The sequence below is a fragment of the Curtobacterium sp. 314Chir4.1 genome (assembly GCF_900215175.1).
In the GTDB taxonomy this organism is placed as follows: Bacteria; Actinomycetota; Actinomycetes; order Actinomycetales; family Microbacteriaceae; genus Curtobacterium; species Curtobacterium pusillum_A.
On the sequence record NZ_OCMI01000003.1, the window covers coordinates 686,310 to 698,796 of the forward strand.

General features: G+C 72.8%; 11 protein-coding genes. 5 read left to right on the top strand and 6 right to left on the bottom strand.

The window, feature by feature from the left end; genetic code table 11:
• The first annotated feature begins 53 nt into the window (after nt 1-53).
• Complete coding sequence (locus tag CRP27_RS12225; RefSeq protein ID WP_255257567.1) at nt 54-848, top strand: class E sortase; 795 nt, start codon at nt 54-56, stop codon at nt 846-848.
• Nucleotides 845-1,021, top strand: a complete 177-nt coding sequence (locus tag CRP27_RS18265) for a hypothetical protein (protein ID WP_176505538.1) — start codon at nt 845-847, stop codon at nt 1,019-1,021. The genes CRP27_RS12225 and CRP27_RS18265 overlap by 4 nt, the downstream gene beginning before the upstream one ends.
• A 141-nt stretch (nt 1,022-1,162) precedes the next feature.
• On the opposite strand, the gene CRP27_RS12230 is transcribed toward CRP27_RS18265, so the two are convergent.
• The 4 genes from CRP27_RS12230 to CRP27_RS12245 all read right to left on the bottom strand — a co-directional run bounded on the left by CRP27_RS12230 (nt 1,163) and on the right by CRP27_RS12245 (nt 7,227).
• Nucleotides 1,163-4,138 (bottom strand): AAA family ATPase, encoded by a 2,976-nt coding sequence (locus CRP27_RS12230; protein ID WP_097180904.1) that lies wholly within the window; start codon nt 4,136-4,138, stop codon nt 1,163-1,165.
• Entirely contained in the window at nt 4,138-5,301 is a 1,164-nt protein-coding gene (locus CRP27_RS12235; protein ID WP_097180905.1) for an exonuclease SbcCD subunit D, read from the bottom strand. Before CRP27_RS12235 ends, CRP27_RS12230 begins: the two co-directional genes overlap by 1 nt.
• Nucleotides 5,302-5,370: 69 nt before the next feature.
• A complete protein-coding gene (locus tag CRP27_RS12240) occupies nt 5,371-6,528 on the bottom strand; it encodes a S24/S26 family peptidase (protein ID WP_097180906.1) in 1,158 nt (385 codons plus the stop codon).
• 99 nt (nt 6,529-6,627) lie between these two features.
• Nucleotides 6,628-7,227, bottom strand: a complete 600-nt coding sequence (locus tag CRP27_RS12245; RefSeq protein WP_079238154.1) for a hypothetical protein — start codon at nt 7,225-7,227, stop codon at nt 6,628-6,630.
• A gap of 267 nt (nt 7,228-7,494) precedes the next feature.
• On the opposite strand from CRP27_RS12245, the gene CRP27_RS12250 reads away from it, so the two are divergent.
• The 3 genes from CRP27_RS12250 to CRP27_RS12260 are packed head-to-tail and all read left to right on the top strand — an operon-like array spanning nt 7,495 to nt 9,081.
• Nucleotides 7,495-8,049, top strand: a complete 555-nt coding sequence (locus CRP27_RS12250; RefSeq protein WP_176505580.1) for a MarR family winged helix-turn-helix transcriptional regulator — start codon at nt 7,495-7,497, stop codon at nt 8,047-8,049.
• The gene (locus CRP27_RS12255) at nt 8,046-8,561 is read left to right on the top strand and encodes a MarR family winged helix-turn-helix transcriptional regulator (protein WP_097180908.1); all 516 of its coding nucleotides are present in this window, start codon (nt 8,046-8,048) and stop codon (nt 8,559-8,561) included. The genes CRP27_RS12250 and CRP27_RS12255 overlap by 4 nt, the downstream gene beginning before the upstream one ends.
• A 10-nt stretch (nt 8,562-8,571) precedes the next feature.
• Nucleotides 8,572-9,081: a DinB family protein gene (locus CRP27_RS12260; protein WP_097180909.1), complete on the top strand. Its 510-nt coding sequence runs from the start codon at nt 8,572-8,574 to the stop codon at nt 9,079-9,081.
• Nucleotides 9,082-9,256: 175 nt separating this feature from the next.
• Here CRP27_RS12260 and CRP27_RS12265 read toward each other — a convergent pair whose 3' ends face one another.
• Both CRP27_RS12265 and CRP27_RS12270 read right to left on the bottom strand, forming a co-directional pair.
• Nucleotides 9,257-11,248: a DEAD/DEAH box helicase gene (locus tag CRP27_RS12265; protein WP_097180910.1), complete on the bottom strand. Its 1,992-nt coding sequence runs from the start codon at nt 11,246-11,248 to the stop codon at nt 9,257-9,259.
• A gap of 269 nt (nt 11,249-11,517) precedes the next feature.
• Nucleotides 11,518-12,372 (bottom strand): PPK2 family polyphosphate kinase, encoded by an 855-nt coding sequence (locus CRP27_RS12270; protein WP_255257568.1) that lies wholly within the window; start codon nt 12,370-12,372, stop codon nt 11,518-11,520.
• Nucleotides 12,373-12,487 lie beyond the last annotated feature (115 nt).

The window sequence follows — 12,487 nt, forward strand, 5'->3', positions numbered from 1 at the left end:
GCCGCCGTGGTCTGATAGACCTGTCCGACCACCCCATCCGGATCAGGAGCCCCGTGACCGCACACGAGACACTCCCGTCGCGTCGATCAGGCAGCGACGGCCACGGTGGTGCCGCGCGTCGGGCTCCCCGGCGTCGCCAGACCGTCGGTGGCGCGATCGTCTCACTCATCGCCGAGCTGCTGATCATCGCCGGTGCCGGTACCGGGCTCTACGTGGTGTGGACCGCGTGGTGGACCGACGTCGTCGCGGTCAACGCGCAGACGAAGCTCGTCGACGGGCTCGGACAGAAGGACACGTCGGGGACCGGCACCGAGCACCGCGGCCCGGCGCCCGTGCTCGCCGAGCCGCCGAACGTGACCGACGTCTTCGGCACGATGCAGATCCCCCGCTTCGGCAAGGACTACGAGCGTCCCATCGGTGAGGGCACGGACCGTGAGAAGGTCCTCAACACGATCGGGCTCGGTCACTACCAGGACACCGCGATGCCGGGCGCCGAGGGCAACTTCGCCGTGGCCGGGCACCGGGTCACCTACGGCAAGCCGCTCAACCAGATCGCGGAGCTCAAGACCGGGGACGACATCGTCGTGCGGGTGACGGACGCCAAGACGAAGTTCGACGTCTGGTACGTGTACAAGGTCACCGACTCGCAGATCGTCACACCGGACCACGTCGAGACGATCGCCCCGGTGCCGAACAAGCCCGGCGTGGAACCGACCGCGAGCGACCGCTGGCTCACCCTCACCGCGTGCCACCCGATGTGGTCCGCCAAGGAGCGGTACGTCACGCACGCCAAGCTCGACTACTGGATGCCCGCGTCCGAAGGCACTCCGAAGGAGATCTCGAAGTGATCTTCCCGTTCGTCTGGCGGATCCTGCCCGGACCTGCTGCGCTCAAGGTGATCGAGCTGCTCGTGCTGCTCGCCGCGATCGTCTTCGTCCTCTTCACGTGGGTGTTCCCGTGGGTCGCGGCCGACATCCTGCCCCCGCCGGACGGCACGGTGGACGTCAGTCCGTCGCCCTGACCCGCGGTCGGGCGGGCGCTCCCACAGTGTGCGAGGTTCCGTACGCGGTGGGACGCCGATCTCCTCGCACACCGCGCGGACCCTCGCACACTACGCCGCACGCGCAACGCCCACGCCGCGGCGCGTGCGGCCGCGCGCGCGTCAGACGGTGGTCGTGACCCGGGAGCCGCCCTCGGCCGTCCGGCGCACGGCGATCCGCTCCGGTATCCGCTGCTTCAGCTCCTCGACGTGACTGACGATGCCGACCTGCCGTCCACCGGCGGTCAGGCGGGAGAGCTGCCCGATGACGTCGTCGAGCGTCTCCGGGTCGAGCGTGCCGAACCCCTCGTCGACGAACAGCGTGCCGAGGGAGACCCCGCCGGCCTCGGCCTGCACGACGTCGGCGAGTCCGAGCGCCAGGCACAGCGACACCGTGAAGGTCTCGCCGCCGGACAGGCTCCGTGGGTCCCGGACGGTGTCGGTCGTCTGGTCGTGCACGGCGAGGGCGAGCCCGGTGCGCCGCGACCGTGAACCGGACTCCCGCTCGTCGGAGGTCTCGAGCGTGAACCGGCCGGCGAGCATGGCGCGGAGCCGGTCGTTCGCCGCGGCCACGACGTCCTCGAACCGACGCATGAGCACGTAGGTGCCGAGGGTGATGCCGCTCGGGTTCACCGACGTCACCCCGGCCGCGATGTCGGCCAGCCGGACCACCGCACGGCTGCGCGCCGAGGTGTCGTCGCGTGCCCGGACCGCGGCGGCGAGGTCGGCGGCGCACTGCTCGGACGCGGCAGCACGGTCACCGGCGGAGGTCGCGAGCCGGGTGGCCTCGTCCGCGGCGACCGCGGCCTGCTCGCGCGCGGCTCGGGCGCCGTCGAGGTCGAGTCGTTCCCGGTCGTCGTCAGCGGCGGCGACCACGGCGGCTTCGGCGAGTCCGGCGTCGACGACGGCTCGCTCACGGTCCGCCGCGGCGACCTCGTCGCGGAGGCGCTCGGCGGACGCCTGGTCGACCACGCCGGCACGGGCGGCCGCGACGTCGTCGAACCCCTGCTCGGCGAGGACCCGTTCGACGTCGGCGGTGCGGTCCCGCACGGCCTCGGCTGCAGTGGCGGCACGGGCGTCCGCCTGGGCGACGGCGTCGAGACGGACCACGAGGGCGTCGAGCTGCTCGACACCCTCCTGCAGGCTGTCGGGGGTGGCGTCGAGGTGCGCGGCGACCCGTTCGACACCCTGCTGCACGAGGACGACGTCCCCATCGAGCCGTTCCCGGTCGGACGCAGTCGACCCCGCGAGGACGGCACGCTCGGCATCGACGTCGTTGCGCTGCCGCTCGAGGGCCCTGGTCTGTTCGTCGTGCGCGGCCCGCTGCTGTTCCAGGGTGCGGACCCGGACGGCAGCGTCGTGCGCAGCCTGCACCCGTGCCGCAGCGGCGGCGGCCAACCCGTCGACCGTGGTCGCGTCGGTGTCGCCGAGCAGCTCGACGAGGCGTTCGAGGGCAGCACGCTCGACCGCGAGCGCCGCGGCGGCGTCGGACAGGTCCCGCTCCGCCCGACGGGCGACGGCAGCCGCGGCCTCGATCGCCTCGGTCGTGGGGTGGTCGTCCTGCGGGGTCGCGACCACCGGGTGCTCGGTCGCGCCGCACACCGGGCACGGGTCGCCCGGTGTCAGCGCGGCGCCGAGCTCCCCCGCGAGCCCGGCGATCCGACGTTCTCGGAGCTGCTGCTCGGCGCGGACCCGATCGAGCGCGACGGCACCGGCGTCGGTCTTGGCCTGTTCGGCGAGGCGGACACGGCGGGCCGCCTCGCCACGCGCCGTCAGGTCGGCACGCAGCTGGTCCACCCGCTCGACCTCGACCCGAGCAGCCTCGGCTCCGGCGGCGAGGGCGGCGGCGGCACGGGAGTCCTCGACGATCCGGGCGCGTTCGGCGGGGCGGGCCTCGAGCGCGGCATCGAGTGCCGCCAGGCGGTCGACGAGCTGCTCCCCCCGTGTCACGGCGTCGGCGATCGCCCGGCGTCGGCCCGGGAGGGCACGCTCGACGGCGACGAGGTGCCGGACCTCGGCGAGGGACGCCGCGACGGCGGCACGCTCGCGGGCGAGGTCGTCCCCCGTGCCCGTGACGTCGTGCCGAGCACGGAGGGCCTCGGCGTCGGCGGTCGTCTGTGCCGACCGGGCGCGGGCAGCGTCGAGTCCGTCCGCGACGGCGACGACACGGGCAGCCCGCTCGCCGAGCGCCAGACGGGTCCGGGCGTCGTCGACCAGCGGGGCGCGTTCATCGAGCAGTGCACGACGCCCGAGGAGCGCCGCACGCCGGTCGAGTGCGGCGGCACGTGCGGTGACGGCCTGCTCGTGGTCCGCCGCGGCGGTGGCTGCCGTCGCGGCGGAGACGCGAGCCGCCTCGGCAGCATCGGCGACGGAGCGCAGCGTGGCCACGGTCGCGGGGACCTCGGACTCGTCCGGGTCGTCGGTGCCCGACGCCTGCGCGAACCGGTTCAGGGCGTCGCGCACACGGGCATCGGCACCGTCGACCTCGGCCTGCACCGCGCGGCGCCGGGCAGCGAGCTCGTCGGCGGTCCGGTCGTAGACCTGCGTGCCGAACAGCGACTGCAGGAGCTTCCGGCGCTCCTCGCCCGGGGACCGCAGGAAGCGTGCGAACTCACCCTGCGGCAGGACCACGGTCTGCAGGAACTGGGCCTTGTCGAGTCCGACGATCCTGGTGATCTCTGCCCCGACCTCGGGGATGCGGGACGACACCGGTTCGCCCGCGACGTCGGCCGGACCGGCGAGCCGGAACAGCTGCGCCGCTGCCTGCTGCTTGACGGTGCCGGTCCCCCGCTGCTTGGGGCGGTCGTACTGCGGGGAGCGGCGGACCCGGTAGACGCCGGCACCGGTCTCGAACACGAGTTCGACGTACGGTTCGACCGCGGGGTCGGCGTGCTGGCTGTGCAGCCGGTCGTTGCTGGCGTCGGCACCGGCGAGTCCGCCGTACAGGGCGAACACGACGGCGTCGATGATCGTGGACTTACCGGAGCCCGTCGGTCCCTCGAGCAGGAACACCCCGGAGGCGGCGAGCGCGGCGAAGTCGATCGACACGAGCTCCGGGTAGGGGCCGATCGCGCGGAGTTCGAGACGGTGCAGGTACATCAGCGGTCCCCCTCGCGCTGCAGGGTGAGTGCCGCGGCCTCGTACGCCTCGGTCAGGATCGCGCGGTCGTCGTCGTCCGGTGCCGCACCGGTGGCGAACGACACGAAGTCGGCCGCGACCTCGACCGGGTCGGACGTCGCGGTGACGGCACGTGCGGCGGCGCGTTCGCCGCGGTCGGCCGGTTCGTGGGTGATCGCGAGGGCGTGCGGGAAGTGGTCCTTCACCCGCGCGTACATCCGCTCGGGGTGCACGGGGTCGGTCACGGCCACGCGGACCCAGGCGTCCGACGCCGCTCGGAACGCGCCGGACTCGATCTCGTCGATGGTGCCGCGCACGTCGACGAGCCGACGGGGTACCGGGGCCGGGACGAGCTCGACCGTGGCCGTGCCGGAGGCGTCGAGGTCGACGACCGTCACCGACTTCTGCTGGTTCCGCTCACCGAACGAGAACGCGAGGGGCGACCCGGCGTACCGGATCCGGTCCCCCGCCCCCACCCGCTGCGGCCCGTGCAGGTGCCCGAGCGCCACGTAGTCGACGCCGTCGAACACCGATTCGGCGACCCGGTCGACCCCGCCGACGCGGATGTCCTGCTCGCTGTCGCTCGGCTCGGTGCCGCCGACGAAGGCGTGCGCCACGACGACGCTGCGCGCACCAGCACGCCCGGCGAGGTCGGCACGGATTCGGTCCATCGCGGCACCGACGACGGCTTGGTGCGAACGGGCGAGCGGCTCGTCGGGTACGGCGGCGAGGGCGTACCGCGTGAGGTCGGGGTGGAGGTACGGGATGCCGTAGACGGCCACGGGGCCGGAGTCGTCGTCGACGAGCACGGGGGTGGCGATGCCCGCGGGCTCGGCGAGGATCCGGACACGAGCACCCATCACCCCGGCACCGAACCCCAGGCGCGCGGCGGAGTCGTGGTTGCCCGGCGTCAGCACCACCGTGGCGGACTCGGCGAGGCGTTCGAGCGCGAGGGAGAGCATCCGGACGGCGTCCACCGGCGGGATGGCCCGGTCGTAGACGTCCCCGGCGATGACGACGAGGTCGATCGCGCGCTCCCGCACCAGGTCGACGAGCCAGTCGAGGAACGCCGCCTGGTGCTCGAGCAGGTCGGCACCCAGCAGCGTGCGGCCGAGGTGCCAGTCGCTGGTGTGCAGGATGCGCATGCGGCCACGGTAGCGCCGGCCGCGGACATCCCCGGTTGCCCCGCGGCCGCCTGTGGAGAACTCGGAGCGTCAGCCGCAGCTGAGGTTCGTGCCGATGAGCGCGGTCTGGATGCGGGCCGTCGCGGTGCTGGTCGACACCCAGTTCCCGAGGTAGTTCACCCGGACGGTCACCGTGTACGTCTGGCCGAGCGGGAGCAGTCCGGACCCGACGACCCGGACCGGCGTCGTCGCCCCTGTCGCGAGCACCGTCGTGCCGTTCATCACGGAGAACGAGGTCGCCGCCGGGCCCCCGTACGCGAACGCGATGTTCACCGAGCCGTCCGCGTTGGCCGAGCAGACGAGCGAGGTCGCCTGCGGCACCGTCAGGGCGGCGAAGGAGCCGGCAGCGGTCGTCGTCCTCGACCACGGGGCGGCGACGGCCTGGGCGGGGAGGAACGCACCGGCCCCGCCGGCGACGACCAGGACGGCGGCAACGCCGCCGAGCCGGCGGAGCCGACGCGCGCGCCGCTCGTGTCGACAGGCGGCGCGTCGGCTGGCAGGGGCAGTGCCCTGGACGGTGGGGGCGACGGACTGGAGGCGCGTGGCGGCGCCGTCCCGTGCCTCCAGGCCGTCCTCCGGACCGTCTGCCGGCCCGTCGCCGTCGTCGCCACCGTCACCGTCGTCACCGTCGGCCGCGACGAGTCGCCGCAGCGACCCGTCGATCGTGCACAGCGCGAGGACGGCCAGCAACCCGAGCGCGAGCATGCCGGTCTTGATCCACTCGCCCTCCCGGATCCACAGGATCGGCGCCCCGACGAACGGCACCCGCAGGAACGCGACCCCGTGCACGGCGGACCGCTCGAGCGGTGTCGAGTCCTGCTGGGGGTTCGCGTCGCCCTTCGTGACCAGGGTGCCGCGGGGGCCGTCCTCGACGTAGCGGTGCATGCGCAGGTGCCCGGGCTGGTCCGGGTCGTCGGCGAGCAGGATCTTGCCCATCCGGACCTCGCCGGCCGACACCGGACGCGAGACGACGACGTCACCAGGGGCGAGTCGCGGCTCCATGGACCCGGTCATCACCGTCGTCGGCTGCCAGCCGATGACGGCGGGTGCGGCGGCCCAGAGCGCGAGCCCGAGCAGGGTCGCGACCACCCCGCGGGCGAGGGTCGCGACGACGACGCGCCCCCAGTCGACGGCGTCACGCAGCACGTCGTGCGGTGTGGGACCACCGTGCACTTCGATGCTGACCATGACTGCCTTCGACCGGGGGCGCGTTGACGGGGATGACGGACGGGACCGCGTCGGGCCCGGTCCCGGACGTCACCAGCGAGCGGGGACGGGAGCCCGGGCTCAGCTGTTCTGGGCCTCCCACGTGAGGCCGATCGACGCGGTGCCGCCCTGCACCGTGTTCGGCGCGGTGCTCGAGACCGTGTAGGTGAAGCGGTAGACGCGCGACTCGGACGCGGAGCCGGTCGGGGCCCACGTGCCGAGGCCGGTCGCGAAGTTCGTCGAGCCGGTGCCGAACGCGGCGAGCGTGCCGTTGTAGAGCGTGCCGCTCGTCGACGCCGGGGTGAAGCCCGTGCACGAGCCGAAGCCGCCGCCGGTGCCCTGCTCGATCTGCAGGTTGATGTTGCCGGCGAGGTTGTTCGTGGTGGCGGGGTTCGTGCCGTAGAGCTTCACCGTCGAGGCGAGCGAGCCGGTCGAGGTGACGGTGATGCAGTTCGCGCCGGTCGAACCCGGCTTCAGGCCGGTCGCGGTGAAGAGCGCCGTGTTGTTGTCGTCGTCGGTGAGGGCGACGCTGCCGGCGGTCCAGTTGCTGGTCGGGTTGACGGTGGTGGCCGAGAACGCCGAGTAGGACGCGGTCGAGACGACGACACCCGAGGCCACGAGAGCGGCGGGGATGGCGATCCAGGCGGCGAGACGGGCGGCGCGAGGGGTGACACGGGACATGACGGGACTCCTGATCCATGGTGCGCCGGGCCCGCGGTGGTTGGCCGCTCTTCGACGCTGTGGTTGGTACCACGCCGTGGTTGTTCGGCGCTGTGGTTGGTACGACGATCAAGTTACTTGGACGCCGTGCGGCTCACAAGGGAAGGTACGCCCCCACTGCTGGGGGTAGTTCGACGAGTGAGATACTTGTTCAATGAGCAGCACGACGGCATGCCCGTGCCGTCCCCACGATCGCCCAGGCGGTCATGCACCCGAGAGAGCCGCCCGATGACGGACACCGTCCCCGTACTCCCGCCGTCGCTCGACGCCGTCTCCGCCGTGCCGGTCTCGCCCGACGTCACCGTTCCCGAACTCGCGCCGGACACCGGCCTCGCGCGGCTGATAACCGCGTTCCGGATGCTCCAGATGCAGCACGCGCGGGTGCTCCACCACGAGAGCTCCAGCCGCGGCCTGAACGCCACCGACGCCCGGTTCGTGTTCTTCCTCGCGGCAGCGGACGGCGAAGGCGTCACCCCGAAGCAGGCGGGCGAGTACCTCGAGCTCACCACCGGCGCGATGACCTCGCTGATCGACCGGCTCGAGAAGCGCGCCCACATCGAACGCCGCCCGAACCCGCAGGACCGCCGCAGCATCCTCATCCACCTCACCCCGTCCGGGGCCGAGGTCGCGAAGCAGATCGGAGCCGTCTACACGGCGGCGTTCCGCGACGTGATCGCTCCAGGGGACCGGGATCCCCTCGCGGACGCGTTCGACCGGCTCGGGGTGGCGCTCGACCACCACTCGCGCACGGTCACCGCGCCGCAGGCCGGACCGGCCTCGTGACCGCCGTGCTCCCGGACGACCCAGCGGTCCCCACCGGGTCGTCGTCGCCCGTGTCGCCCGTGACCGGGGCAGCACCGGCGACCGAACTGGACCGTGTGCTCGAGGTCTACCGGCGCCTGCAGATCCACCACTCCCGGCTCGTGAACGTCGAGGCGTCGCGGCGCGGACTCGGGCTCACCGACCTCCGCTTCCTGTTCTCGCTCGCCGCACGTCCGGGCGGCAGCGTCCTGCCGAAGGAGGCCACCGCCTACCTCGGCCTCTCCACGGGCGCGATGACGTCGCTCATCGACCGGCTCGAGCAGCGCGACCTCGTCCGGCGCATCCCGAACCCGAACGACCGGCGGAGCGTCGAGGTGGTCATCCTCGACGAGGGCTCCCGCACCGTGGACGAGGTCAAGGACGTCTACCGCGAGGCCTTCACCACCGCGATCCCCGCGGACCAGATGGGCACGCTCGCGACCCTGCTCGAGGCGTTCGACGCCGAGCTCGCGGCACACGGAGCCCGCGCGTAGCGTTGGCCGCATGACCCCCTCAGAACTCCTCATCGAAGCGTTCTCGCGCATCCCGTCGACCGTCGAACGCGCCGTCGACGGGCTGTCGGAGGACCAGCTGGCCGCACGTCCGGCCGCCGGTGCGAACACGCTCGCCTGGCTCGCGTGGCACATCGCGCGCGGGCAGGACGCCCAGGTCGCGGACCTCGCGGGCAGCGAGCAGGTGTGGACCGCGGACGGCTGGGTGGAGCGGTTCGGGCTGCCGTTCCCCGCCGAGGCGCTCGGGTACGGCATGTCCCGTGACGACGTCGGGCGCGTGCGTGCCTCTGCCGAGCTGCTGGTCGGGTACCTCCGCGCCGTGCACGAGCGGACCGTCGCCTACGTGGGGACGCTCTCGCCGGAGGACTTCGACCCCGTGGTCGACGACGCGTGGGACCCGCCCGTCACGCGGGGCGCGCGGCTCGTGAGCATCCTCGACGACTGCACGCAGCACGCTGGGCAGGCCGGGTACGTGCGCGGGTTGCTCTTCTTCAACCGCTGACGCGGTACGGGCGGACGGGACGTCTCAGCGACACGAGACGCCGCCGCGCTGGCGAGACGCCGCATCGGCCGCGGGACACCGCTCGATCGAGCGGCGTCTCGCTCGGGAGGCGGTGCCACACGAGAACACCCCCGTCTCGCCGGAGCGAGACGGGGGTGTTCTGGCGCCCGGGAGGTCAGCGCGCGGCGAGCTCCGCGACGATCCCGTCGCCGGGAGCGGCGTCGACGAGCTCCGCCTCGATCTCCGCGTGCTCGAGGATGCCCTCGATCTTGCGGCGACGGCTGCGCGGGACGATCGTCACGACCGTGCCCTCCTTGCCGGCACGACCCGTACGGCCCGAACGGTGCATGTACGCCTTGTAGTCGTCCGGGGCGTCGGCCTGCACGACCAGCGAGACGTCGTCCACGTGGATGCCGCGGGCGGCGACGTCGGTCGCGACGAGGACGTTCACCCGGCCGCTCGTGAGCAGCTGCAGGTTGCGGGTCCGGCGCGACTGGTTCAGGTCGCCGTGGAGCGAGGTCGCGCGGATGCCGGCGTCCTCGAACTGGTCGGCCAGACGCTCGGCATAGGCGCGGGTGCGGGCGAAGACGATGGTCTTGCCGGAGCCTGCGACGAGCTCCTCGAGGAGCTGGTCCTTCTGGCGCTGCTCGACCACGAGCACGCGGTGGTCGATCGTCGACGACGCCTGGTCCTCACCGGCGACCTCGTGGACGGACGGCTCGTGCAGGAACTCCTCGACGAGCGAGGCGACCTGGGCGTCGAGCGTCGCGCTGAACAGGAGCTTCTGGGCACGGTTGCCCTCTGGGGTGATCTCGGCCGTGGCGGAGAGGATCTCCTGCACGGGCTCGAGGAACCCGAGGTCGCACATGTGGTCGGCCTCGTCGAGCACGGAGATGACGACCTCGCTCAGGTCGAGCTTCCCCTTGTTCATGAGGTCCTGCACGCGGCCCGGCGTCCCGACGATGATGTCGACACCGCGCTGGAGTGCACCTTCCTGCCGGCCGTACGGGACACCGCCGTAGATCTGCGTCGTGAACAGACCGACCGAGCGGGCGATCGGCTGCACCGTGCGGTCGATCTGCAGGGCGAGCTCGCGGGTCGGCGCGAGGATGAGCGCACGCGGGGCGCGGCCCATCTTGCGCTTCGTGCCGCCGCCGTTCTCCATGAGCTTCTCGACGAGGGGCGCACCGAACGCGATCGTCTTGCCGGAGCCGGTGCGGCCACGGCCGAGGACGTCCTTGCCTGCGAGCACGTCGGGGATCGTCGCCGCCTGGATCGGGAACGGGCTGCTGGCGCCGAGCTCCTGCAGGGCGCGGGAGATGTTGCCGCCGATGCCGAGGTCGCCGAAGGTCACGCCCTCGACGTCGGCCGCGACGGTGGCCTCGGCCTGGAGCTTCTCGAGCTTGACGTCGTCGGCCGGGACGAACGGCCTGCGCTCGGTGCGGTCGCGGTCGTCGCGGTCGAAACGACGAGGGGAGCGGTCATCACGGTCGAAGCTCCGACGCGGACGGTCGTCACTGTCACGCCGCGGGGCACGGTCATCACGGTCGAACCGGCGCGGCGCGCGGTCGTCACGGTCGAACCGACGCGGGGCACGGTCGTCACGGTCGAAGCGACGCGGGGCACGGTCATCACGGTCGAAGCTCCGACGCGGACGGTCGTCACTGTCACGCCGCGGGGCACGGTCATCACGGTCGAACCGACGCGGGGCACGGTCGTCACGGTCGAAGCGACGCGGGGCACGGTCGTCACGGTCGAAGCGACGCGGGGCACGGTCATCACGGTCGAAGTTGCGGCGCGGACGGTCGTCGCTGTCACGACGAGGCGCACGGTCGTCACGGTCGAACCGACGGGGCGCACGGTCGTCACGGTCGAACCGACGGGGCGCACGGTCGTCGTGGTCGAAGCGACGGGGGGCGCGGTCGTCGCGCTGCGGGCGGCCCTGGCCACCGTCGCGCGGCTCCCAGTTCGGACGGCTCGGGCGCTCGCCCTGCGATGCACGGCCGCGACGCTCCTCGGCGTCCCAGCGCTGCTTCTGCCGCGGAGCCGACGGGTCGGCAGCGCGGAAGCCGCGGTGCTTGCTGCTGCGAGCGGCGGGGGTGCCGTTCGGGTGACGGACACGGTCGGAGGCGCGGTTGTCCGCGCCGCCCTTGTTGTACGGGGCCATGGCTACTTTCTCGGGGTGCAGACGTACCGCAGCGCCCGGCAGCGACATCGGCGGGGGCTGAATGCGGAGAGGGGGTTCTTCCCGTCGCGGATCGACGTGAATCCAGCCCTCGAGCAACACACACCCAAACTTGAACTCCGTGATCGCAATGTCACGGCGTCGAAGGCCGACCGACGGAGTCTACGCGACCACGCGCCCTGATGCCAGCCCCGAGGCGGGCGCGCGGTGCGCGGCGGCGGCGATCCGTGCCTCCAGGCAGTCCGTCGGGGTCAGGACTCGGCGAGCCGCTGTCGCTGCTCGGCCACGTCGAAGTCCGCCGCGGGCCACGTGAGCTGCATGTCCTCGAGCGTGCGGAGGAGGAGCTGCTGGACGGCGAGCCGCGCGTACCACTTGCGGTTCGCGGGGATCACGTACCAGGGGGAACGGGAGGTCGAGGTGCGGTCGAAGACCGTCTGGTACGCCTCCTGGTAGTCGTCCCACAGCAGACGCTCGTCGATGTCACCAGGGTTGAACTTCCAGTGCTTGTCGGGACGGTCCAGGCGCTCGCCCAGCCGCTCGCGCTGTTCGTCCTTCGAGATGTGCAGCATCACCTTGACGATGCTCGTGCCCTGTTCGGCGAGGGCGTCCTCGAAGTCGACGATCGCACCGTAGCGGCGCTCGATCTCCTCCGGGGGCGCGAAGGAGCGGACCTTCTGGATGAGGACGTCCTCGTAGTGCGAGCGGTCGAACACGCCGAGCTGGCCGGCACTGGGCAGCTGTCGTTCGATGCGCCAGAGGAAGTCGTGCTCGCGTTCCTCGGCGGTGGGGGCCTTGAAGCCCGCGTAGTGCACGCCGTTCGGGTCCACCGCGCCGACCACGTGCGAGACGATCCCGCCCTTGCCGGCGGTGTCCATCGCCTGGAGCACGAGCAGCACTCGACGCTGGTCCCCCGCGGTCGACGCCGCCCAGAGCCGCTCCTGCAGGGCGGACAGGCGGGACGCCCCCGCGGCGAGCGCCTCGAGGCCGTCGATCCTGCGACCCGGGAAGCCCGGCGTGCCGTCGGGGTCGACGCGGTCGAGGCGGAAGCCCTCCTCGACGCGGAGCAGCGGTTCGGGGTCGGCGTTCCAGGCCTTGCGACGGCTCACGGGTCCTCCTGTGGGGTCGTGTCTCATCCTGGCACCGCGGGGGCGGGTTCGCCCGGGGCCGGTCCGTCGGGGTCGGCCGGCGGGGTCGGCCGGCGGGGTCGGCCGGCGGAGTCGG